Origin of the sequence: Fodinibius salsisoli (assembly GCF_026229185.1) — a bacterium.
Lineage (GTDB): Bacteria > Bacteroidota > Rhodothermia > Balneolales > Balneolaceae > Fodinibius > Fodinibius salsisoli.
On the sequence record NZ_JAGGJA010000011.1, the window covers coordinates 52,882 to 78,568 of the forward strand.

At 43.8% G+C, this 25,687-nt stretch carries 19 protein-coding genes; 4 read left to right on the top strand and 15 right to left on the bottom strand.

The window, feature by feature from the left end; translation table 11 throughout:
• Positions 1-43: 43 nt before the first annotated feature.
• The 10 genes from J6I44_RS15260 to J6I44_RS15305 form a co-directional block, all read right to left on the bottom strand.
• On the bottom strand, positions 44-2,863 hold the full coding sequence (locus J6I44_RS15260; protein ID WP_265767020.1) for a DUF6797 domain-containing protein: 2,820 nt from the start codon (positions 2,861-2,863) through the stop codon (positions 44-46).
• 39 nt (positions 2,864-2,902) lie between these two features.
• On the bottom strand, positions 2,903-4,138 hold the full coding sequence (locus J6I44_RS15265; protein WP_265767021.1) for a DUF6807 domain-containing protein: 1,236 nt from the start codon (positions 4,136-4,138) through the stop codon (positions 2,903-2,905).
• Positions 4,139-4,147: 9 nt separating this feature from the next.
• Positions 4,148-5,716, bottom strand: coding sequence for an SLC13 family permease (locus J6I44_RS15270; protein ID WP_265767022.1), 1,569 nt, complete (start codon positions 5,714-5,716; stop codon positions 4,148-4,150).
• Positions 5,717-5,763: 47 nt separating this feature from the next.
• Complete coding sequence (locus J6I44_RS15275; protein WP_265767023.1) at positions 5,764-6,534, bottom strand: 3-ketoacyl-ACP reductase; 771 nt, start codon at positions 6,532-6,534, stop codon at positions 5,764-5,766.
• 13 nt (positions 6,535-6,547) lie between these two features.
• Positions 6,548-7,927 (bottom strand): hypothetical protein, encoded by a 1,380-nt coding sequence (locus J6I44_RS15280; RefSeq protein ID WP_265767024.1) that lies wholly within the window; start codon positions 7,925-7,927, stop codon positions 6,548-6,550.
• A 41-nt stretch (positions 7,928-7,968) separates the two neighbouring features.
• The gene (locus J6I44_RS15285; protein WP_265767025.1) at positions 7,969-9,129 is read right to left on the bottom strand and encodes a Gfo/Idh/MocA family protein; all 1,161 of its coding nucleotides are present in this window, start codon (positions 9,127-9,129) and stop codon (positions 7,969-7,971) included.
• A 39-nt stretch (positions 9,130-9,168) separates the two neighbouring features.
• A complete protein-coding gene (locus tag J6I44_RS15290; RefSeq protein ID WP_265767026.1) occupies positions 9,169-9,624 on the bottom strand; it encodes a dimethylsulfonioproprionate lyase family protein in 456 nt (151 codons plus the stop codon).
• Positions 9,625-9,759: 135 nt separating this feature from the next.
• Positions 9,760-11,442 (bottom strand): RagB/SusD family nutrient uptake outer membrane protein, encoded by a 1,683-nt coding sequence (locus J6I44_RS15295; protein WP_265767027.1) that lies wholly within the window; start codon positions 11,440-11,442, stop codon positions 9,760-9,762.
• Positions 11,443-11,459: 17 nt separating this feature from the next.
• On the bottom strand, positions 11,460-14,444 hold the full coding sequence (locus tag J6I44_RS15300) for a SusC/RagA family TonB-linked outer membrane protein (RefSeq protein ID WP_265767028.1): 2,985 nt from the start codon (positions 14,442-14,444) through the stop codon (positions 11,460-11,462).
• 332 nt (positions 14,445-14,776) lie between these two features.
• Positions 14,777-15,814, bottom strand: coding sequence for a LacI family DNA-binding transcriptional regulator (locus J6I44_RS15305; RefSeq protein ID WP_265767029.1), 1,038 nt, complete (start codon positions 15,812-15,814; stop codon positions 14,777-14,779).
• Positions 15,815-16,061: 247 nt separating this feature from the next.
• Between J6I44_RS15305 and queG the strand changes: the two genes are divergently transcribed.
• Positions 16,062-17,012, top strand: coding sequence for a tRNA epoxyqueuosine(34) reductase QueG (gene queG / locus J6I44_RS15310; protein WP_265767030.1), 951 nt, complete (start codon positions 16,062-16,064; stop codon positions 17,010-17,012).
• 271 nt (positions 17,013-17,283) lie between these two features.
• Here the strand turns inward: queG and J6I44_RS15315 are convergent, their stop codons facing one another.
• From J6I44_RS15315 to J6I44_RS15330, 4 genes are all read right to left on the bottom strand, one after another.
• A complete protein-coding gene (locus J6I44_RS15315) occupies positions 17,284-18,198 on the bottom strand; it encodes a collagen-like domain-containing protein (RefSeq protein ID WP_265767031.1) in 915 nt (304 codons plus the stop codon).
• A gap of 271 nt (positions 18,199-18,469) precedes the next feature.
• Positions 18,470-18,598, bottom strand: a complete 129-nt coding sequence (locus J6I44_RS15320) for a hypothetical protein (protein ID WP_265767032.1) — start codon at positions 18,596-18,598, stop codon at positions 18,470-18,472.
• A gap of 109 nt (positions 18,599-18,707) precedes the next feature.
• Positions 18,708-19,652: a collagen-like domain-containing protein gene (locus J6I44_RS15325; protein ID WP_265767033.1), complete on the bottom strand. Its 945-nt coding sequence runs from the start codon at positions 19,650-19,652 to the stop codon at positions 18,708-18,710.
• Positions 19,653-19,769: 117 nt separating this feature from the next.
• Positions 19,770-20,921, bottom strand: coding sequence for a DPP IV N-terminal domain-containing protein (locus J6I44_RS15330; protein ID WP_265767034.1), 1,152 nt, complete (start codon positions 20,919-20,921; stop codon positions 19,770-19,772).
• Between the two features lie 132 nt (positions 20,922-21,053).
• Between J6I44_RS15330 and J6I44_RS15335 the strand changes: the two genes are divergently transcribed.
• The 3 genes from J6I44_RS15335 (at position 21,054) to J6I44_RS15345 (ending at position 24,853) form a co-directional block, all read left to right on the top strand.
• Positions 21,054-21,608: a sigma-70 family RNA polymerase sigma factor gene (locus J6I44_RS15335; RefSeq protein WP_265767035.1), complete on the top strand. Its 555-nt coding sequence runs from the start codon at positions 21,054-21,056 to the stop codon at positions 21,606-21,608.
• 161 nt (positions 21,609-21,769) lie between these two features.
• Positions 21,770-24,148 (top strand): serine/threonine-protein kinase, encoded by a 2,379-nt coding sequence (locus J6I44_RS15340; protein WP_265767036.1) that lies wholly within the window; start codon positions 21,770-21,772, stop codon positions 24,146-24,148.
• A gap of 207 nt (positions 24,149-24,355) precedes the next feature.
• Entirely contained in the window at positions 24,356-24,853 is a 498-nt protein-coding gene (locus J6I44_RS15345) for a hypothetical protein (protein WP_265767037.1), read from the top strand.
• A gap of 73 nt (positions 24,854-24,926) precedes the next feature.
• On the opposite strand, the gene J6I44_RS15350 is transcribed toward J6I44_RS15345, so the two are convergent.
• Entirely contained in the window at positions 24,927-25,565 is a 639-nt protein-coding gene (locus J6I44_RS15350; protein WP_265767038.1) for an RNA polymerase sigma factor, read from the bottom strand.
• Positions 25,566-25,687: the final 122 nt, after the last annotated feature.

Genomic DNA, 25,687 nt, shown 5'->3' on the forward strand with positions numbered 1-25,687 from the left:
CCTTAATTTTCGGCCACTCTGGATCCTCAAGATTATGTGGTATTTATTCCGAAGACAGTGATTTTATATATTCAGTAATAGATGCTACTTCATTGGCAGAAAGGATACCCAAGAAAGAAGGCATCTCTCCTTCATATCCTTCTACAACTTGTTCGCTGGGCTCTAAAATGGCCTGTTCAATATAGTCTGCAGTCACTTTCGCCGATTCCCCGGATTTAAGTTGCCGGGTCGTACCAAAGATGCCATGGAGTGCTGGACCTACATTCCCTTCACCCGAACCTTCCACTGCATGGCAGGCAATGCAACCTGTTTGCTGGAAGAGTTTTTTCCCTCGTTCTGCAGTAACAGGCTTTTCTGTTTCCTTGGCACTGGCAACCGTAGCTGATCCGGTCAGTAATTCATCAACATTAATATTAGGGAAGCCCTGGGCCAGCAGATCGGCTTCTTCAACATCATTCACTGAAAACCAAAGTTGATCATTAATGAAAGTTCCATCATTACTTTCCAGGTTATAGCCAACTTCCATCTGCTGGACTTCTTGGATATCCGGAATAGCAATAAAGACGGACTTTCTATCTTCGGATAAGTGAGCCGAAAATACGGGCAGTACTTCTTCACCCGGACTTCCATCCAGTTTATAATGGCCAGATCCATATTCCTGGGTACGCTTATAATTCCAGCGCTTAACCTGGAAGTTAGCGGGATTGGTGGCGGCTGCTTCATGCAGTTCTGCACCGAAACTTAGAATAACGCCTCGTTTACGAACCTGAAAGTCACGGGGCTTTAGACTCTGCTCTCCCGTGTATCTCAGTCGTATGAGTGAACTAATCACATCCGAGTCAGAACCCCAAAGCGAGAAGCCGCCCACATACAGTTGCCCATCTTTGGGACTGACATCTCCCTTCATGGTTGGTGCCGGATAGTCAGCGTCTATAAAAGAAACAGCTCCCTGAACGGCATCACTGGTGCTATCCATCAGTACCTTAAAGATACCCGGTTTCCCATACGAAAGATGCACCATACTTCGACTGAGTGGTCCCATTTTATCGCTGGTAATCCAGGCCTGGCCCGAACCGGACCGATCTACGCTGTGTGGGATCCAGGTAAGCGGAGGTGTTGTTTCTGGCAGTGGATCGCGATAAGCGGTTGCCGACACGCCATAATAATCGCCTCTATCTATTAAATTAATGGGCGTGGAAGGCATTGAGTGACCCTGTTGATCTGAGGATGAAACCACACCTGTTTCAGGATTGATACCCAGATATGGACCGCGAAATCCGGTTGCATAGTATTCAATACTGCGTCCATCAGGAGCAATCTTAGTGATTGTTCCTCCATAGCGTGAGCCGGCCCGAAAGCCCATAATACTTTTGGGTGAGGATGTTTCAGGCCCCATATCCAGTGCTCCAAATTTGGAAACATAAAACGACCCATCAGGAGCGCCCACCATCCCGCTGGCCCATTCTCTTGTTTCGATGGATTGGTCCATCAGGTTAGAGAAATTTTCGTAATAATCGGCTGAGCCATCACCATTGAAGTCGTGAAAACGAGTAATACCACCTTTACCAAAAGTGTAGATGGATCCATCTACAATCTCGATACTTTGGGTCTCGTATAGTCCGGAAGCAAATCGTTTCCAGGTCAATTCTTGGAGCTTATCATCAATGCCTTCAATTAGCCACACATCTCCTTCAAAAGTTACGACGGCTGCTCTGTTATCCTCAAAGAAAGCCACATCTACAACCCGTACATTTCGCTTCCATGGATTGGGAATGGGCAGGGTCAGGCGGTCTACAACATAGGCCGATGTATCAGGCGCAATTTGACCACGAGTACGAACACGTTGGTTCCACTGGTCCGGACCGCCCTCCTGGTAATCAGGAAACTCACTATTTTCTCGAGCTTGGGTAACCAGTTGATCAAAAGAAGATATATTAGCAGCTGCCCCCTTCCAGAGCACCACCGTAAATTGATGCTCGGTTTGACTATCAGAAAGCTGGACAGTGACATATTGGTCATCCGTTACCTGTACCTGTTGCCCGCTATCTTCTCCAACAACGGCTACTGCCGTTACGGAGTCCTCCTCCGTGCCCTGATATAGGTAAGCCTGATTTCCTTCAATTTCGCTCCTTGCGCCATTGGCTACCTCTGCAGCAACCAGCGAGAGCGCTTGATTCAAATCATCAATGCGAAATGTACGCGTGAAGGCCCTTTGTTCGTCATCCATCACGCTACCGGGCGTTTCAAGAATTTGGGTACCGTGCATGGTGTAGTTTAACACCACTTGGTTGCCATCCAGGTACAGGCCATTCCAACGGCCAATTTCTTGTGGTATGGGTCCCCATGATGGTGCTTCGGGATTGGGCGACGGTGAACGCGGATCTTCAAATTGTGGCTCAGCTCCGGTCCAGCCGGGATATAACCCTGTGGCAATTTCAGGTTTGCCGGCGATTAATGGAATTTTATTGCTCTTATTGTGGAAATCCCGATAAGAGATTTGTGCCATTGTAACCATCGGCAAAAAATCGCCAGTCCAGGCCACCGACCAGCGGAGCATATCGGTATCGAAGCAGGTATAGGCATCCTGCCCAAGTTTGATGGCCACACAGCGAGGTGTAATATTGTCGTTTGGAAACCCCTCTCCTAACGCTCTTGCATCCACGGAGGTGGTAATAAAAGGAAAGTCTCGCTCAACAAATGAAGCGATACTGTCGGGATTGAAATTTTGCTCGGTAATAGGTGGCGGGCCTTCATCTACCGAACAGCCAGTAGCTATAATAAGCAGTGCCAGCAAAGAAAGCTGGAACCATTTTTGGGGATCATTAAATGAAACATTCTTACGGTTGGTAACACTCAAAAACATAGTACAAAATTAGGGTTCAGATACTTCTTATCTCAGGTTCTACTCCGCAGTAACTGTTACTCCCGGAGGATAGGCATAATCTTTCCATAGATGATTTAATGCATCCACATCTGGTTCACCATCGTAAGTTACAAAACGGTAGCGCATTAAATAAGGTGAACCGGGCTTAATTTTAAAATCCCCCAATTGCATGGGAGCATACACAAAATAAGGTGTACTGGGATTAATGCGTACCGGCTGGGGAGAACGAAAATTATCGGGGTGGCTCAGTATAGCTACGCCCACCTGTTTGCCATTAACCTGTCCTCCTACATGCACCCATCGTGCGCGGGTTTCGTTGCCATTGCTGCGGTCATAGCCCGCGGAAGTGAGAAAAGAAACGTTGTCCGGATTATCCCACTGTTGGTGACCTCGAAAAGCCAATCCCCCGTAATGGTAGGTTGGCAAGGTAAGCGGTTGACCGGAATTCGCAGTGTGCGTGAGTTTAAGATCGAAGAGGTTATACTCCTGCTTATCAGTACCGGAAATATTATATATTTTTGTCTGCCATTCCTCATTGAGGCCAATAACAGGTGCAGAACCTGATATATCCACAAAATAATTGGTTGCTTTGAGTCCTCCATACACCGGTCCCTCCCAGACCTTATCCAGAGAATCGGCATGATCGACTCGACCCGTTTCATCCTGCTGGTTCCAAAAGTCGGGTGAACGTCCCTGGAATTTGGTTTTTGTCCAGGCCGACCAAATACCATAATGGTGCGGATGCATTTGGGTATCCAGGTGATTGGTTAAAGAAACACCGTTGGGAGTGTAGGCCGGATGAATATAGCCCGCCCGCTTATACCGATGATCTAATTCCGTGGGCGGGTTATTAGAATCATAATAATACGACAATACCGGCTTGCCATCTTTTTGGAAAGTAAACGTATTTTCATCAGCGGTATAGTTGACCTGCGACGCTCCGACTGATGAAGCCGCTTCTCCGGAAAAATGATAGATCTCTGAATCGCCTGCGGAAAGCTTATCTATAATAAATAAGCCCATATTATGTTCGTTGACCTGAATGGGAACAGTATTTCCCGATCCATCTTCCAGGGCATATACGCCCGGGGCAACCGAATCCGGAAAGGTAACTGATACGACGCTTTCAGCTCGATCAATGCCCCCAGCCGTTACCGTAATTGAATATTGAGCCACGGTCTCCACTGGATGAAGTGCCAGCAGCAATACAGCCAAAAGCTGTGCAAAAAATATAGATGCTGATTTCAAATACATGAGTAATTGTTAACTTAAAATTGAACTCAGTCCTTCGGGAACAACTCCGATATCGATCCCCAAAATAAGGGTAAAAGCGAAATAAGTTAAAAGCGTAATAAGAATGGCAAAAAACATGTTTAGCACCAGTCCGGCACGGGCCATTTGAGGGATATCCATGATCCCACTTCCATAAACAATGGCATTAGGTGGCGTAGCGACCGGCAGCATGAATGCACAACTGGCAACCATGGTAACAGGAACGGCAAATAGCAAGGGATCTTGTCCTATACCAATGGCCACCGATCCGATAACCGGCAAAAAGGCTGCCGCGGTAGCAGAATTGCTGGCAAGCTCAGTAAACATGAGGATAATACCCGAAATGACGAATATAATCAGGATGACAGGCCATCCTCCCAGAATTTCAAAATAGCCGCCAACCCATTCGGCCAATCCCGTTTTCTGGATGGCTCCGGCTAACGATAAGCCTCCACCAAAAAGGATGAGCACTCCCCACGGCAGGTCTTCTGCATCTTTCCAACGCATCAGGAAAATGGATTTCTTTAGATTCACGGGAATGATGAAGAGCAGCAAGGCTCCAAAGATAGCGATACTCGCATCCGAAAGCCCCGGAATAAATTGTTCAAGCAGCGGCCGTGTCATCCAGAGCAGGGCTACCAGAATAAAAACCGTAGCCACCTTTTTCTCCGGATTTGATATTTGTCCCAACCGATTCATCTCATTCTGGATATACTCTTTACCGCCGGGCAACGATTTTAAGCGAATAGGAAAAACGATATTGGCTAACGTATAGAAAATGATCGGTAATCCTAATATCACAACGGGAATACCCAACGACATCCACTGGACAAAACTGATTTCTACCCCATAAGCATCATTTACAAAAGCAATTAACAGGGCATTGGTCGGCGTACCGATGACCGTCCCTAAGCCTCCGACATTGGCTGCATAGGCAATGGCCAGCATCAGGGCCACGGCAAAATTTCTATACTGGGCTGACTCTTTCGGATCCGTCTTATTGTCTTTTAGTAATTGAATAACCGAAAGGCCAATGGGCAGCATCATCATGGTAGCGGCCGTATTGCTTACCCACATGCTCATGAAGGCAGAGGAGACAATAAATCCAAAAATAATATTCCTCGGCTGCGCCCCAATGAAATTGATAATATTGAGGGCTATTCTGCGATGAAGGTCCCATCGCTGCATGGCAATAGCAATGATGAAGCCCCCCAAGAACAGATAGATCATCGGATCCGCATAGGGTGCGGCGGCAGCTCCTACATCGACCACTCCAAGGACAGGAAATAAAACAATAGGCAAAAGTGCGGTCCCTGAGATAGGGATGACTTCTGTAACCCACCAAATTGCCATCAGTGTAGCAACAGCAGCAGTTCGCCAACCTGCAAGGCTAAGTCCCTCTGGGGAGCTTGAAAACAACATCAGGAAAAATAGGAACAGGCCTCCGAAGAAGCCGCCCCATTTAACAGCACCTGGCGGACCGTTTTCTGCGACTTCAGGCCCCATCCCCTTTTTTTGCTCTTTGTTTTCCTCTTCTATTTCTTCTGTTTCATAATCCATAATGCTAATCTTTAGTAGTATCCAATTTGATATTAAATCTTAAATGCTCATAGCCGCTGCACTGACAATCCGCCGTCAACCATCATTACTTCTCCGGATGAGTATGGAAAATCCCCATCTGCCAAAGACAATACGGCTTTCCCAACATCTTCGGGTTGTCCCCAACGGCGCTGGACGGTCAATCCATCGGCAATTAGCTTATCATATTTTTCGGTGACTCCGGAGGTCATATCAGTGGCGATAATACCAGGTCTCACTTCATAAACCGGGATATCATATTCTGCCAGCCGAACCGCCCATACTTTGTTATGCATGGCGAGCCCCGCTTTGGAAATGCAATATTCTCCCCTATTGGGGGAGACAATCGTAGCAGATATTGATCCTATCGTTACAATGGTTGCATCAAAGTTGGCTTTCTCTTCCTTTTGCTCCACCATCCAGCGTGCGGCAAGTTGTGTCAGGAAATAAGGGCCCTTTAGGTTAATGTCCATTACCCGATCATAACTCTCTTCGGTGGCTTGCAATGGATCTTTACGCTCTTTAGGGGCTACGCCTGCATTATTGACAAGTACATTAAGCTGCCCAAACTCAGACCGTACTTTATCTATAATGGCGGTCCGGTCATCAGCTGAGCTAACATCGCCCTGGCAATAGATTGCTTCAGAGCCCGTAGCGCGAAGCTCTTCCAATGCATCCTGCACTCTATCTTCCGACCGCACTCCATTGATTGCTACATCATATCCATTCTGACATAATTTTGTAGCTATTGCAAACCCGATGCCTCGCGATCCTCCGGTAACTAATGCTGTTAATTTCATTCTTTCTTCTTTTTTAAGTTCCACTGAAAAAGGTGTAGTACGGTAAATCCTTTAAAAGGTGCGTTAAATACAATGCAAGCTCCCGCATGTGATAATCGCCCCACATGCTCGATTCTCCACAAGGAATCTGTTGTCCATCCGGGATATGATCCCAACCATTGGGTCGATGATACACTGAGTGGAGCAGTAACCCCTGGTGGTCCTCATCCGTACTTAAATAAGGCTCATCCAGAAGTGTTTGGGTGACCGTCAGGCCTGCTTGCCAATAACGCTCTCCTGTTTCATTTTCTCCATTGGATTTAAGGTAATGTCCCAGCCTAAGAAGTCCCTGCCCGGCAATAGCTGCCGCGGAACTGTCGACAGGCTCATATTTATTGTAGGGATCCGCTTCTTTGTCTTGGTAATTCCCCAACTGATGAAGATTAGGTGCACCGGTATCCCAATATGGAATACCATCTGATGAAGTGTATTCTATATAAAAGTCACAGGTTGCCCGAGCTGCTTTCAACATCATCTCCCGAATATCTTCATACCCCCCGAAAGGTGCCAGCTCCTCCTTATCAAGAGAATCAATGAACTCCAGCTGTTCGGCAAAACCACACATCGCCCAGGCCAACCCTCGGGTCCAGGTTGAAAATGGAGAGTAACCCTGTTGAGAGTTTGGGCATCGAAACTGTCCATCATTGGTATTAAAGACCGCTTCATGGGTGGTTCGTCCCCGGATATCATAGGCATCTCGGCCTTCTCCGTAATAGACGCTATATTTTGCCGTGGAACGAGCGTGTTCAATCAGTCGTCCCAGAAGAGAAACCTTCGCATCATGTTCCGCATACAGAGAATGCCCCAATTGGTGACTCAAGGCCAGTGCCCGAATAGTACGGATGGTGTCAACAAAGAGAGAATGAGGCCCGTTGAAAGAATAGATAAAGCCTCCCCCCTCTGCCGTGTTGGTCCAACGTGCAGCCTGTACCGCACCTGTGGACTTGAGTGCCAGATCGTAGAATTCTTTTTCCCAGCTTTCAGCCTCAAACCGATTATTAGTGAGCAGCCGTCTCAAAGCACCATAAGTACTCACATTGTTAAACCCGTGATCATGAACCCCGATATGTGTAATATGAGGCGCCATTTTTTCTACGGTTGCTTTTCGACCTTTCTCCAGATACTCTGAATTGTCGGTGGCATCAAACTGTATTATTTCGGATCCAAACTGGAATCCCTGGGTCCATTCGGTCCACCCGCGTGTGGTATATTTACCTTCCACGGTAAAGACCGGTGAGCCCTGCGTAGTATCGTATTCTTCGCGAATCAGGTTAATTTTTTGACCAGAAAGCTGCCAGAAATTATCCAGCAGCTGGTCAAGATGTTCAATACTGAGATCCTTCTGTATGTCCATTATTTAATTTCTATCTGCTATCCTATTTTTAGTTATAACTTTTATACCAGCGATGGCACGTCCTTCCAGGCACGCTCTTCGGAAGCTTCATAACCGATTTCTGCCAGCTGTACTCCCTTCGCAGCTTCCAGAAGGTTCCATCGGAAGGGCTCATCCTTTACTACATGCCGTAAAAATAACTCCCATTGAATTTTGAAGGCATTATCAAACTCCTGTTGCTCTGGCAACTCAATCCAGTCCTGACGGAAATTATCATCCGTATCAATATCGGGATTCCAGACCGGCTTGGGAGTTGCGGAATACGGCTGAACCCATACATCCCGAAGACCCGCTACTGCAGAGCCTTTTGTTCCATCGACCTGAAAAGTTACCAAATCATCGCGACGGACACGGGTAGTCCATGAAGAGTTAAACTGAGCGACCACCCCGTTATCTAATTCAAAAATAGCATAGGCCGCATCATCGGCGGTAGCCTCGTAAGGTGTACCATCATCTTCAAATCGTTTGTCAATATGCGTTGCCCCAAGGCAGGATACTCTTTTCACCTCTCCAAACAGGTTGTCCAGGACATAGCGCCAGTGGCAGAACATATCCAAAATAATACCGCCGCCGTCTTCCTTCCGGTAATTCCAGGCGGGGCGCTGAGCAGGAACGGTATCTCCTTCAAATACCCAATAGCCAAAATCTGCCTTCACAGAAAGGATATCTCCAAAGAAGCCCTGTTTTTTAAGCTGACGAAGTTTGGCAAGCCCCGGAAGCCAAAGTTTATCCTGAACAACCCCATGCTTTACACCTTTTGATTCGGCTATTTTGTGAAGTTCTACTGCATCCGAAGTCGTAAGTGCAGTCGGTTTTTCGCAATAAATATCCTTGCCGGCAGCTACCGCTTTCTCCACGCTATCAAACCGGAGGTCCGTACGTTGTGCATCGAAGTAAATCTGGTATTTATCCTGTTTTAATACGGAGTCAAGATCGGTAGTCCAATCTTCGATACCGGTTTCATCGGATAATTTTTCCAGCTTAACAGGATTACGCCCCACCAACACCGGATCGGGCATAATAACTTCGTTATCATTTATTTTAACGCCTCCTTGCTCCATAATAGGCACAATAGAGCGCCGCAGATGCTGGTTCGTTCCCATCCGGCCGGTAACACCATTCATGATAATGCCGACCTTGTGCGTTGTCAATTCGTTACTCATGCTTACTTTCTTTTTATTGCTCTTTTAGTCGTTGAGTGATTACTTATATTCTTCCGCCGGTTCCGTGCACTGTGGTTGAGCACCTTCAGGAAGTGGAGGGGCTTCTTCTCCAGCCTTTGGGAGTGTGCCCTTCAGTTCTTGCTTCCAATGGTCAACATCACCGGCCGGACCATAACAATAGATAAATTGGAGAGGAGTTTCACCAATATTTGTTAATTGGTGAAACTCATTAGACGGTATATAAACGGTTTGGCCTGAATAGATTTCGGAGCGTTCTGTTCCAAGACATATTTCTCCTACGCCTTCCAGTATCGTATATATTTCTTCTTCCGGATGATTATGCCAAGGCACTTGTCCGCCATTGGGTTCAAGCGTAACAAGTCCCATGCAAAAGTTTTCAGCTTGGATAGAAGAAACTCCTCCCGCGATATTCTTTGTGAGCCGACGTGCGGGATAGGTATTACCGTCGATTTTCTCCAAATCAGAAATATTCATTATTTCAGTTCTTGCGTTATCAGTTATTTAGTTAATTAGAATCCTTTCAGGAAAAGCCAAGAGGGATTGGATAATGGTTAGATATCTCAACCCCTAAAGACTTTAATTATAGTTTATTTGCATCATTTGCTAAAATTAATAGCCCCTATTTTGGGGAAAGGAATCGCTTCCGCCTTCTGTACGGTCAATTTGGCCCTGAGGTATGGGACGAAGCTTGTGATACTCCTGCAGATTTCCAAGTGGAGGCACTACATCCGGATTATGAGCCTTGGCTCGTTCCAGCAGCTTGTCGGTCCGAACCAAATCAAACCAGCGGAAGCCTTCACCCAGCAGCTCACGTCCTCGTTCATCCAGGATAAAATCTATACCATCCTCAGCGAGAGCAGTTGCAGTACGCGAAGTCATCGTTACCTCCTGACCTGGCCAAGCGGCACGTTCTCGTACGGCATTCAGATGATCAATTGCATTTACAGAACCTGCCCCATTCATCATGAAATAAGCTTCTGCTGCAATCAGATGGGTCTCAGCAAGGCGGAAGGCCAACCAATTACGTGAACCAGCCGTTACATTAACACTCGCTCGATTCGGGTCAGCGTGTTTCCACAGCGGTGGAAAATTAATAGAGTTATATTCTTCAGGGGTGATTACCTGCGTATCCTGCTGCTGTTGTTCTTCCAGCGGCATATTATAGCCCGGGAACCAAATGGCCGTATCACCTTCGGCAAAGTCTTTCTCTACGCCATCCACTTCATAAGTCCCAGGGTCAATGACACGGAAAGTCAGCTTGAAGCTTTTCTCATAACGAGAGTCTACATCTCGGTCATCAATATTAAACATTTCCTGAGTCGTAAAGAGCGTAGGTCGGAATCGTCGCCATGGTCGACCGAATTCGACTGTTCTAAACAGACCGGGCTCTTGGTCATAAGGGAAGTTGAAATAGAGATGAGAAGAGTTTCCATTTTTGTCATCGGCCGACTCATTTGCAAGCGGGTTGGGGGAATACTGTACCGCCCAGATGACCTCAGCATTTTGTTCATTACCCACAGCATGCACATCGCCGAAATCATCCAGCAGGGTGAAGTCATAGTCATTAATGACCGTTTCAGCCAGATCAGCTGCTTGCTGATAGTCACCCGATGCTCCTGCTTCGGAAGTAGCTTTGGTCAAATAAACACGGGCCAGCAGATGTTCGGAAGCAGGCTTTGTAGCGCGTCCGGCCTGTTCGGCCTCTACCGGTAAATTGGCAATGGCAAACTCCAGGTCTGAAATTATTTGCTCATAAACCTGTGGTACCGGTGTGCGAGAGGCCTCCAATTCTACGCCCTCAGTCTCTTCCGTGGTCAAGTGTACGGCCCCGAACATTTGGACGAGAATAAAATAGTATTGCCCTCTCAAAAACCGAGCTTCAGCGGATCTGCGTGTTACCACTTCCTGACTTATTCCTTCAACCCCGGATTCGGCCCGTGCCAGAACCGTATTGGCAATATTGATACCTTCATACATATTTTGCCAAATCCATTCGGTAATATAATCGAATGAATCGAGCTCATTGCTGTAGCGGTTCATGTATTTATATCCACCGTCAGCTCCTTCCCTATAGGTATCGGTTCCAAAGACGGTAGCCGTTAACCCCTGCTCGGTTCCATAAAAACTTCGCAATGGGTAGTAGGTTGCATTTACGGCCTCATTAAATCCATCAGGTGTACTATAGCGCGAGTCGGACACCTGGGTATGGACTTCTTCTTCCAACAAGTCTGAGCACGAAACAAACAGCCCAGCTATCATCACCAAAACAAATATTTTTCGATACTTAAACATAATATTATCCGGTTGCATTAAAATGTTAAATTGATTCCAAAATTCATTTGCCAGCGGGCAGGTGTACCCGTTCCAGGGTTTTCTGGATCTATACCACCATGTTCCTGAACATACGGTGAGTACATGAATGGCTGATCTGCACTGACATAGACACGAAGCGACTGAGCACCCAGTATCTCTTGCACGAATTGTACCGGCATGGTATAACCTAACTGGATATTCCGCACCTTAATGAAGCTTCCATCATAAAGAAGGCGTGCTTCGTTATAAATTGGGTATTCCCTGTTAATGGTAGGTCTGGGATGTCTGTTAACCGGATTGTCAGGAGTCCAATAGTCTACATCATGATTATTGTATCGTCCAACCATGGCTGTGTCATGAATTCCGCTATCAATAGTATTACCGAAGACCATATATAAGAAGAAAGAGAAATCGACCCCTTTGTAGTTAAAGCGATTGGTCATTCCTCCACTCCATTTGGGCATCTCCTGGCCAAGAATCTCACGATCATCAGCATTAATCTGCTCATCGCCATTGACATCTTCAACGCGAATTTCTCCGGGTATCTGGTTATAGCTGGAAGCCAAATCTGCTTCATCAGACTGCCAAATTCCAACCTGATCATATCCATAGAATACATTGATGGGTTTTCCGATAAACCATCCATTACCAACATCATCTTCGCCTCCACCGTAAAGCTCTACGATCTCTTCTTTATTGGATGCGATATTAAAATCGGTGGTCCATTGGAACCCATTATTATCATCAGATTGAACGTTGACGGTAGACACAGAGAACTCAATTCCGGTGTTTTTAGTGGATCCTACGTTTTCAAGAATACTGCCATAACCACTGGTCATTGGAAGCTGTCGCAACAGAAGAAGGTCTTTGGTATTCTGTTGATATACATCTACGCTACCGGAAATTCGGGAATCAAGAATTGCAAACTCCAATCCTAAATTTGTACTTGTTGTGGTTTCCCACTTTAAATCAGGATTGGCAATCTGATCGGGTTGATAACCATAGGCTAAATCGTCTCCGTAGTTATAGGTGGTTCGGTCCAACAGTGCCAGTGTTTGATAGGCATCAATACCGGTCTGGCCTGTTTTCCCCCAGCTTAAGCGTAACCTGAGATCATTTAAAAATCCATCACTATTAAAGAAATCTTCATTAGCAATATTCCAGGATAAGGCTACCGAGGGGAAGACTCCATATTTATTATTATCACCAAAACGAGAAGAGCCATCCACCCGACCTGTTGCTGTCAACAGGTATCGGTCATCATAATTATAATTAGCCCGGAGCATGGTTGAAAGCAAGTTCCACTTTTCGAAACTCGTCTCTGAATTCAAGATCTCCTGGGCAGCACCAAAATTGTGATGTTCCATAGACTGAATAGGTATGCCCCTTACTCCCATTGCAGAAGTTTCAAGCTGCCTTTCCTGTATACTAAGCAACCCGGTCAGGTCAATGGAATGACGCTCCGCCAGTGTTTGCTCATATTGAATAATATTTTCCCAAGTATATTCAAAAGTAAAATCCTCTTCCTTCTGGGCCGCTGATGGTCCAAGAAATTGGGATCTCGACCGTGAAGCCTGGAAGTCACTTCGGCGTTCATACTGAATGTCCGGTGCAAAATTCATCCTGAAACTCAGGTTATCGGTAAACCGGAATTCACCATAAATGTTACTTAACAGCCGCTGCCGTTTTTCTTCCTCAACATAGGTGTCAGGCAATACCTCAATAAGTGGATTTGAACGCTGGCCATCGTTTATAGGCTGGAATACTAAGTTCCCTTCTTCATCAAATGGACTGCCCAACGGACTGTTGGAAAGCGCTTCACCATAGTAGTTACGGTCGGCGCCATTACGCTCACTGTAACTGGCTAAAGTGGTAGTCCCGATAGTAAAGTTATCGGAAATATCCATATCAATATTGATCTGGGCATTATATCGGCTAAAATCTTCGGGCGCTAAAATGCCTTCTTCTAATAGGCCGCCAAAAGAGACGTGAAATTGTGTATTCTCGTTACCACCGGATATCCCCAGGTTATGATTATGGCGCACTCCTGTCTGTAATATACGACCTTGGTAGTCGATCCATTCGCCATTATTTAGCTTTTCAAGCTCAGCAGGATCGAGGAATTGAGAATCGTCCTCATATTGTCCTGCGGCACGATGGGCTTCTCGATTTAGCTCTGCATATTCTTCACCATTCATGCGGTCAACTTTCCCCAGTGCTTTTGAAAACCCAACAGAGCCGTTATAATTGACCGACAACTCTCCATTATAGCCTCTGTTGGTCGTTACAATAATAACACCGTTTGATCCACGTGCACCATAAATAGCCGTCGCGGAGGCATCTTTAAGAACTTCAATAGATTGGATGCTTGAAGGATTAATATCCCTGAGTCCACCGGAAATAGGGACTCCATCTACCACATATAAGGGATCGTTATTAGCTTCTAATGAACGGTTACCACGGATGCGGACATCACCGGTAGAACCAGGTTTGGTTCCAACAGAACTTACAACCACTCCTGCGGTACGTCCCTGCAGTCCTTGGTCAATCGAAGAAATTGCAACCTCATTTAACTCTTCAGCTGATACCGAAGATACCGAACCGGTAACATCGCTTTTTTCCTGGGTTCCATAACCCACTACGACCACTTCTTCGCCAATCTCCACACTCTGTGTTAATTGGATATCCAGTGTTAGATCTTCATCAGCGACTGTAATAGTTGTTTGATATTGTTCATAACCCACATAAGAAGCGGTCAGACTATAACTGCCCGGTTCTACATTGGTTATCTCATATTCGCCTTCAGCATTGGTGGCTGCCCCTTTTTGTAATTCTGATATATATACATTGGCTCCAGGTATCGTCTCACCTGTGGCCGCATCAGTAACGGTTCCACTTATCTGTTGTGCTTGCCCTACGATAACAGCACCAAAAACAATGCTGACCAGCAAACACAGTGTTCGAGGTAAAATTCGAATCATATTTCCCATATTATCACCCTATTATAGTTGTAGTTATTCATTATCAGATTGATTTAACCGGTAAAGTAACCTATGCATCCCCTTTTGCTTAATCGGTTAAGTATTGAGTCAAAAAAAGATCTGCCGTAGCAATTCTTCTTTGTAATCTTTTCTTAAGAAGCTTCGGTTAAATTAAAAAAAGTTACATGACTTGCAAATTATTACCTCAAATAATGAGAATTATATTAATATGGGTGACATTCAACCAAAACAATACAAACAAATCTCTCCCTCCCTGTTAACAAATAAATTTATACGTTCCCCCATATCGGTTTAGCCAGTTGCGACAAATGTCATTTACTGGCTAAATCTTTATCATTTAAAATATTTGACTCCAAAGAAATGATTTCCGGGTTCAATTTAGAATCAGATTCTATTTCTAAGATAAGTTGTCTAAATGAACGTTGTCCTAATTGAAAAGCCGGCTGATCAATACAGATGATGGGATGAGACAGATGGTGATTGAACTCACTACTTCCGAAAGAAAGCAACGCAACGTCATCGGGATTGATATTATGGTCTTTCATATATTGCAAGGCGCCCAAAGCCACAGGATAAGTAACACAAAAAATGGCTTCCGGTTGACCATATTGTCCAAGCATCTGAGCAAAACCATTATAACCATCATCTTCACTATAACCGGCTTCTACAACCGCTTTTTCATCAACCTCTATTCCAGCCTCCTCCAGTGCATCTCTATACCCCAAATTACGGTCCTTTCCAATACTTCCAATATTTCTCCTCACCGGGTGCGCATCATCAAGATAGCCCGACAAATGGGCAATATTTCGAAACCCTTGGTCAATCATATGCTTTACTCCTTTTCGAGCCCCTTCCCGGTCTTCAACCTTAACATAAGTGAACCCACTGTTCATGAAGCCCCGGTCATAGAACACAAGATCAACTTCCATATCTTTAACGATATCAAAATTGTCCAAATTCTGCGTTTGTTCAGAGATGGATATTAACAATCCATCAACTCTCATATTCAACATCGATTCAATATGCTTTTGCTCAAGATCCTCATCTTCCATAGTGACTCCCAATACAACCTCATAGTCACTTTCAAGCGCTGCCTGATACACCCCCTCGATAACAGAAGAAAAGAAAGGATGGGCCACTTTGGGAACAATAACGCCAATAGTATGCGTTTTTTGTGAAGTCAAAGATCGGGCTACAAGATTAGGTCTGTACCCCATTTCCTTAGCCATCTTTTTGACCTTTTCTTTGGTTTCTTCTGAAATATCAGAATGATCACGCAGTGCTTTGGAAATACTTACTTTCGTAAGGTCTAACCGCTTGGCGATGTCTTCTAATCGTACATTCTTCATTGATAAATATTTAGGTTAAGATTTCCCCGAATATAACTTTACTGAAAAAAAAAATGAAGCCCTGAAAACTTATTAATTTCGAGGCAATATAATTATTTGAATTTTTTTAAAAAATTTTCGCTCTTTTAATCCTTAAATTATCATTTACTGCAAAATATTTTAAATAAAGTGAAAATACCTGAATGTCTGGATAAATGGCAAAGCTTCTTTATCTTAGAAAAGCATCAATTATTTTCCAGTCTGACGTATGAATAAGTACAAGTTAACACAGTATGTCCGAGAAAAAGCCCTCAGTTTAGGTTTTAATGCCTGTGGGTTTTCTAAAGCGGGTCGCCTTGAAACTGAAGAGCGCCGTCTCCGGGAATGGCTCAACCAGGGGCGTCATGGAACCATGAACTGGATGGAAAACCATTTTGACAAACGAGTGGATCCAACAAAATTAGTTCCCGGGGCAGAATCAGTTGTTTCAGTAATTGGAAGTTACTACCACCCTAATCATAAAAGGCAACAGCAAAAAACCTCAAAGCCTAAGATTGCTAAATATGCGCAAGGCCGAGATTATCATAAAGTTTATAAGGGTAAACTGAAGAAGCTTTTTAAGGAAACAGAAACATTTCTTGGATCGGAATTAAATGGGCGTGTCTTCGTGGACTCTGCCCCTGTTTTGGATAAAGCCTGGGCTGTACGAGCCGGACTCGGCTGGATGGGCAAGAATTCGAACATCCTTAACAAAAATATTGGCTCTTTCTTTTTTATTGGTGAAATGATCACCGATGCTGAATTTAATTACGATCATCCTGTTACAGACCACTGCGGCAGCTGTACTCGTTGTATCGATGCCTGCCCTACTAATGCGATCTACGAACCCTACCGGGTGGATTCCAATAAGTGTATTTCATACTTGACTATTGAGCTTAAAGAACAGATTCCGGAAAAACATCGCAATGACCTGGGGGAATGGATGTATGGTTGCGATATTTGCCAGGATGTCTGTCCCTGGAACCGGGATGCCCAATACACCCAAATGAAAGATCTCTCCCCTCGCGACAAGATCCTTGATCATGATATCAATTTCTGGGAAGAACTGGATAATGATTTATACGATGAATTATTTGAAGGAAGTGCGATAAGACGGGCAAAATTTGAAAAATATAAAGATAACGTAGCTGCTGTAGCAGAGAATATTAACCAAAGGTAATATTTTAGGTAAACAAAACTTCATTTCTCCATGATGTGATAGACCTCAAGATCACTTTGCTTACCTTCTAACACCGTGACGATTTCCAATAGTGAATCAAAAAATCTGTGAGAGCTCATAGTATACTTAGCTGAATAGCTTGAGACTTGAGGATATTTCTTAAAGGCTGCTTTTTACTCTAATCTCGCTCCCAATCAATAAGTTCAAATCCATCTTCTCGCCATTGATTATGGCGATTGGTCCCATTTTTTATCACGATCAATCCTACAGGCTACTTGCGATAAAACCCATAATAATTAGCCACTGCTTCATAGTCAGAAACGTCCAGATGGTTGGGTAGGATGGATGTTTCCCCGGCTTTTATTTTCTCAAGGTTTTCGGTGCCGGAGGGTTCAATTTGAACAATAATAATATCAGAAAAGCTTTCTCCGGGACCACTTACTACTCTGATCCGGACATCAATAGCTGTACCACTATTAAATGATCCATGATACTGGTTATACTCAGTGTCGGTGCCTGGGCCATAACCTGGAACAGGAAACTTAAATCCACTTGTACCAAGATAAACGAGCCATATACTTTCCTCTGTTTTTTCAATATTGCGTAGGAATTTTTGGGTACTGCCTTCAGATGAAAAATCATGCCCTGGAAAGATGTATCGTGTAACATTGGCATTGCCATCAGCACCTTTGAGGTTGAGCGGACTCCCCCAACCACTTCCGGTTTTCGGGCCATATAACTCATAGCTGCTTTTGTCAAGATAGTAGTCCCCGACCTTACCAAGAGATGCATCCGGAGCCCCACTGCCGGAATGAATCTGGCTACCATCTTCACCGTCGGCTCCGTCCTGTCCATCTTCCCCCATCAATACGATAATCGGATTTCCCCACCCGTCGGCATCTTTGGGTCCATAAAGTTCACCAGTATTTTGATTCAAATAGTAATCACCATTTGCACCCATACCGGCCTCAAGATCTCCTTCGCCGGAATACATTGCGCTGCCATCTTCGCCGGCCGGGCCTACCGGACCTTGTGCTCCTTCGGGACCTTGAGGCCCCTGGTCGCCGATTGGACCTTCACACCCTATCAGAGATACACTGATGATCAGCATAAAAGTTAGCAGCAGATGGGAAAAGTGAGTTGTATTTATTCTGGAAATATGTGGTTGTTTTATTGATGGTTTCATAATCCCTTTTCCTTATTTATTTGATGTTCTATTGATAACAATTTATGAAAGTCAGGTTTAATTCTGCCTAGCTTTACAATCGGTTCAGATAAAGTAATAGTACCAACCAGTACATTAGTTCTTGGTCTCAGTTCCATGATCAATGGTTGAGTCTCTGCAAACAAGAAAAAACTACATTGTACCCCAACGACCCCCAATACAAATCATGCAGAATTATGTATTGTTACCTCTTTGGCAATAATTGAAACTTTCGCTGCCTGCATGAGCTTTATTATCGTATTGAATGCATGATAAAGGGAACGACCTCTTCTTCAGTACCTTCGTTGGTAGAATGACCAGCAATATTACCGGCTTTATGGTTAAGAGTCCGGCCTTCAAGCGAAATATGGGAACCACTCAAACCTTCAATTTATTACCAGCATAGGTTTTATCGGTTTTCTTCATTATTGTCATCATATTAGTCTCTCTTTTCGTGATGAGTTTTTAGATAAAGCACATCAATTGGAAATTTAATCTCGAATCCCAAAGTATTTTTTAGTTTGCTGGTAGTTTTTCAAATTTATTGGCAGGCTGTTTGTATTAGTACTGACACTTATATTTTCAAAGCCTGGGATAAGTACATAGCGAAAAGAATTGCGTTCAGCATTATAGTCCTCAGGATCCAAATCTTCGGTGAATGATCGTATTTGAATATAAACCTTGTCAAAATAAACATGTGAGCGATATACATGTGATACCTCTCCATTAGAAATATCACGAACAGTTAGAGGTAATTGGTAAACTACACCAATATCTCTATATGGCGTACTTCTGCGATAAGCTAATACGACCCCAGTCTCCTTAAATTCGTTTGTTAACCTACTTTCAGTTATTATCATTCTCTTGAGTCGTGGGCGGTCAACACTCCAATCCGGTTCAAACCATGTGGTATACATAACGTTCGTCTTAGCCTGCATATTGAGAGGAACTCCCCATCCACTGTCCGTTTTAGGACCATACAACTCAAAGCTGGATTTATTCAAATAAAAGTCATCTGTGTTTCCGAGTGATTCTGCAGGCGCCCCGCTTCCTGAGTATATCTGACTTCCATCTTTACCGTCTGCTCCATCTTGTCCATCTGCACCGTCCTCTCCATCCTGGCCATCTTCTCCCGGCGGGCCCTGCAGGCTGAAAGGCACGCCCCAACCATCCTGTGTTTTGGGACCATACATTTCTGCGGCTGTGGTATTAAGGTAGAAGTCTCCCAATTTACCGATATCTTCACCTGGAGTACCGCTACCGGCATGAATAATGCTGCCATCTTCGCCGGCCGGGCCTATAGGCCCCTCCTCACCTTCGGGACCTTGAGGCCCCTGGTCGCCGGTCGGACCTTTGCAACCGATCAAAATTATACCGAAAGCCAATAGTAGTGTCAGAAGCAACAGGTGTGCCTTTTTTATAGGTGTATTCATCATTATTGATCTTTGCGTTGTCTATTTTGTTAGTGTCTCTCTCTATTACTTTTATTCTTTGCTATCTTTAAGTAGAGATATCTTTCTTTTACCAGTCTATTAAGAACCTATGGTATAATTCTATTCTACCGGGCTCCAGACAGGACTATAATCATATAGTTCGGTATTCTGGGTGATATTTAAAGCTGGGGAAGTATTGCCGGTATTAATGACGTAAATATCCGGATCCCCGTCTCTTAGACTAAAGAAGGCCAACTGAGAACCATCCGGAGACCACGATGGAGCTCCATTACGGCCAGTTGCAATGGTTACCGGTCGCCTGTTGTCGCCATTTTCATCAATGATTATGATCTGCTCTTCGGTATTACGAACAAAGGCTATTTGGGTACCATCGGGTGACCACACCGGAGTGTTTTCCTCATCCTTAGTATTGGTCAGTTGCTGAACGGATGTTCCTTCAGGGTCCACTATATAGAGGTCTCTTCTTCCGTTGCTATCACGGGTGAAGAGAATCTTTTCGCCATCCGGCGACCAATCAGGATATAGTTCTTTATTCGGATCGTCTGTAATCTTCGTTTGCTCCGATCCATCGGCATTCATCACATAAAGATCATAATCTCCATCGCGATTACTTTGAAAGACAATCTGATTACCATCGGGCGACCAGGAAGGATGACTGTTTTTGCCGCCCCCTTCGGTCAACTGAACCGGATTGGAACCATTGGCATTGATAACCCAAATATTACGTTCGTCTCCCATCCGAGTACGATAAGCAATATATTTTCCATCTGGTGAAATGGCATGATAAGCTTCAGACTCATCGTTCTCCGTTATTTGTATCATGTTTGAACCATCCGGATTAATCGCAAACAGATCCCAGCTATCATCCTTCCTACTTCGAAACACAATTTTATTCTTTAGTATTGCTTCTACCGTAAAGTTTGGGCCTGTTGCTGTTTTTCCATTGATGGAAACAGCTATAGGACCCGTTGTGGCTCCTTCTGGTACTACGGCTATCAATTGTTCTTCAGTAGCTGATATTACCTCTGCCTCTACCTGATTGAATGTTACACTGTTTTCAGAAGCCGTAGCGTTGTATCCATTTCCAGTGACTACAACTTCGGTGCCAGCTGGACCTTTGATAGGATTAACAGAAATGACTTCCGGTGCTGACGTACTGCCACCCGAACTATTTTTACAACCAAAGGAAAAAGCCAGTAGTATTATCACAGCTGATATATTAGACATGATGTGATAGTATCGATTTTCCATAGCAAGCCTTAATTAGATGATTTAACTCTCCTTCTATTTACTAAGCGTATAGTTCATTTAAATAGTGACAAATCAGTCAAAAAAATCTGTATATTAGCTATAAATTATCTTAAGCGTGATTAATGGAAGCTGATGAGGGACGACATTACCCAGTTACTTATCGAGTTTAAAGATGGCTCGCGGAAAGCCTACAACCAACTTTTCCCGTTAGTCTATAACCGTCTGAAGCAAATTGCCGGGCGAGAATTGGCACGCGAGGATAAGGGGCATACCTACTCTCAAACTGACTTGGTTCATGAGGGGTACTTCCGACTCATCAACCAAAACAAGGTAAAATGGCAGGATAGGGCCCACTTTTATGCTATTGCTGCAAAGTCAATGCGCAGAATACTTATTGACCATGCCCGTAAAAAACGAGCTCAAAAACGTGGTGGTGATAAACGAGCTCAGACATTTATTGATGAAATAATGAATATTGATAAACAGGCTGAAGAACTCATCAATATTGATGAGGCCCTGGACAGGCTGGCCGCCCTGGATGAAAGAATGGCCAAAGTGGTTGAGTTCCGATATTTCGGAGAAATGACGTTTGAGGATATTGCTGAAGTAATGGATCTGTCTGCCAGAACAATAAAAAGAGATTGGGCCCAGGCCCGAGGCTGGCTATATAAAGAACTGAGAGGATAAGCCTGTCTTTACGACTCCAACAATTCGTAAGCTACCTTGATTTTTTAAGTCGCCACTGATAATGCTAAAAAGTCGACCAGCGTTAAATGTCTGCAATGCATCATTCGACTCTTAGCATTAAAATTTATAATATAAGAAAAGCTTTTAGTAATGATGGGATTATGGATCAAAAAGAGTGGGTGCAAATAAAGGAAATTGTAGGGCAAGCCCTTTCTTTAGAAGCTGACTCTCGTGATAGCTATATCCAGGAGGCTTGTGAAGGGAATGAATTATTACAAGCCCGGGTACAAGAACAGCTCCGATCTATTGCTCAATCTGAGAAAGAGAACTTTCTTGAGGACATAGGCTCAAAAAAAGGAGCGTTTATAGCGGATCTTAGTAATCGATGGACTTCAACTGACCCTGACAAATTAATCGGCCGACAAATTGGTCCCTATGAAATCACCCGCCTTATAGGTGAAGGCGGCATGGGAGTGGTTTATAGAGCCAGTCGTATCGATGGTGCTTTTGACCAGCATGTTGCAATAAAATTGATAAAAAAGGGAGTTGTATCAAAAGCAACCATCGAGCGATTTCACACAGAACGTGCGATCCTTGCTCGACTTCAACATCCACATATTGCTCAACTCTATGATGGAGGGTTAACACCTGAGGGAATTCCATATTTAATAATGGAATTCATTGATGGAGTTCCTATCGACCAATGGTTGGATGAACATCAGAGTACTACTGCAGAACGATTAGCCCTTTTTCAAGATGTATGCCAGGTTGTTCAATATGCTCATAACAACATGATTATTCACCGAGACCTGAAACCTCAAAATATTTTGGTTGATAAACAAGGCCATGTTAAAATTCTGGATTTTGGTATTGCTAAATTGCTTAAACAGAATCATTCTGATGATTCTAACCAAGAGACTCTTCCCAATAATAGATTCTGGACCCCTTATTATGCTGCACCAGAGCAATTTTCCGGTCTATCGACAAGCGTAGCAACAGATATATATGCCCTTGGCTCCTTGTTATATTTACTCTTGTCTGGAACCAAGCCCTATAATTTCGACAGTAAATCCATCCATGAAATTGAAGCTATCATTAAGGTAAATGATCCAGAATGTCCCAGTAATATGATAGCAGATTCGTACCCTGAAAAAAGCAAAATCCAGAAAAAGCTCCGGGGAGATTTGGATGCACTAATCTTAAAAGCCATGCACCGTCAACCTCAGCACCGATATCGTTCGGTAGGCCGTTTATTGGATGATTTACAACGGTATGAATCAGGGTTGCCTCTGAAAGCCCGAAAAAGTACGTTTTTATACCGGGCAGTTAAATTTGGTAAACGTCATGCCGTTGGGGTCTTAATTTTCTTAATGTTTTGTAGCACAGTCATCTATTATTCTCATCAGTTAAAGCAAGAAAGAGACCACGCTCAATTAGAATCAAAGAAGGCACAAGAAGTAACCAAACTTATTACCAATCTCTTTCAGGCTTCAGACCCTAACTATGCTGATGGGGCTGTAATTACAGCTCATGATTTGTTAGACAAAGGAGCTTTCCAAGTTCAAAAGATGACTAACCAGCCCCTTATTCAGGCTGATATGCTGCTTACTATCGGCCAGATGTATCAAAACCTGGGAGACTATGAAAGAAGTAAGCCCCTTTTTAAGCAGGCTTATGAAATCAATCAGCATCAGTATGGGTTAAAAGATCCTCGTACTCTCCAAACCCTGGTGGCACTGCTTGGCAGTTATCATTTTTTAAAAGAAAAGGCTCAAGCTGAACTCCTTTTTGATAAGATCCAGGAAGAAAACCTATTAGAGGTAATCCCCGACAATATCCAAATGGTCTTTTTACTTAATGAACGGGGGCTGATGGACCTAAGAGAAGGAAAATTTGGTTCTGCAGAAATTTGGCATCAAACAGCCTTAGAGCGGTATAAACAATTGCCTGAGGAAGAAAAGGATAAAGTATTTAAATCTTTATTGCTGAACAATATCGGATTTTCTCTTGAAAACAGGGCCCAATATGAAAGGGCATTATCCTATTACCGAAAATCAAGAGCAACTGTGGTTTCTGAAGTTGGCGAGCATCATACAATGTCCGCCGTGGCTTTTGGTAGCTTGAGCCGTGCGTATCGAGGATTAAATGTGATGGATAGTGCTAAATTTTATAACGAAAAGACGCTAAATATGAGACTGAATCTGCTTGGAGAGCAACACGAACAAGTTGCCGATAGCTATTTAAATGCGGCCCTCATAGCAAGGAAAGAAAAGAAATTTACCACTTCGGAAGAACTCTTTAAGCAGGCTAAACAAATATATTCACATACACTCTCAGACAGCAGTCGTTTTGTTGGGAAGCTCCAAATGGAGATGGGGCTTTTATACTTAATACAGAGAGACACCATCAACGCTCGACAATGCCTTAAAAAAAGTACTAAAATTCTTACCTCCACCCTTTCTGTTGACCACCCATGGATAAAACAGAACCAAAGGCTCCAGAATGCCATCAGGAAAGCATCAGGCAAGGCTTTAAATTAGAAAAAGATACTAATATACACCGCTTTGCATCTGTTTTGTCCCTAAATAACAATTTCTAGAGATAATTTGACCTACTTATCTAAAAAAATACGCATTTCTAATGTAATCAGGTAAAACAGTAGGTATTCTTTCATTAAGAGAGGTTTACTGTCAGCCGTTTTATCTGATAAACACTCACAAATACCATCAACAAACTACTATTATCTCATGAAGAAATTATTACTTTTTTCTTTGTCTATTTTCGGGTTACTCTTCATATTCAATACCTCAAGTCATGCTCAGGCATCCAGTGATTTCAAAGTTGGAGGCGGTATTATCTATGGATCAGAGGTTGAGGCCATTGGTATCCAGGCCGGAGCAAAATATGGTTTTACCGAGGAAATTAGCGGGGCCGCTGATTTTGCTATCTTCTTCCCAGAAAACTATGACTGGTGGGAACTCAATGCCAACGGTCATTACCACTTCTTGCAAGAGGATAATATCAGTGTCTATGGCTTGGCCGGACTTAATTACGCTACCATGTCTTTTAGTGCTGACCTTGGTGAATTTGGTACAGCTTCGGCATCAAATTCCGAAATCGGCCTAAACCTTGGCGGTGGTGCAGAGTTTGGATTAGACTTTGCCAACCTCTATACCGAGCTTAAATACATATTGGGTAATGCAGATCAGCTTGCTCTCTCAGCTGGACTTAGATTTGACATCTAACTTCTACTTGCTAACATAGCAAACAAAAAGGGTTCTCGAGTGAGAACCCTTTTTTATTTTTCTTTCAAAAAACCTAAAACCGATGGCGTTTATCCTTGAGACCTTTATACAGCATCTCCCGGGCCCGAAAGATATGAGCTTTCACGGTTCCCAGCGGTTTATCAAGAATTTCTGAAATTTCCTGGTAGCTTTTTTCTTCCATATGGCGTAGCTCTATCACTCGCCGATACTTCTTGGGGAGATCATCTATAGCCTGCCGTACCATCCTTTTGCGCTGTTTTCGTATCAGATCTCTATCGGTAGCGGCTGACTCATCCGGTAGCTGCATCTCCATTTCGCCGCTTTTGGTCTTTACCGGTTCATCAATAGAGAGTGTTTGCAATTTCTTTTTCCGCAGATAATCGATGGTATGATTCGTAGCAATACGATAGAGCCAGGTGGAAAAAGCGTAGTTGGTATTATAGCTATTTAGATTATCGAAGGCCTTAACAAAGGTCTCTTGCACTAAATCTTCAACCTGCTCCGGATCGTTAATCATTTTACGGATATGGAAATGCAGGGCCCGCTGGTATTTATTAACCAGCTTTTTGTAGGATTGCTCACTCCCACCCACCGCTTCTTTAACCAATACATCATCCTCTAAACTGCTTTCAGAAGCGTTCTCTCGAGGCGGATTGGATGTATGCGTATTGCTGCCGTTCGAATCAGACATTCCAGCGCTGTGCAGAAACTATGGTTTTGATTATGATGGACCGAAACTTACTGAATGTGATACATTATTCCCATTCTAATTTTTTAATTCAAAAATAGCTTTTTATTATCATTACAGTGTAA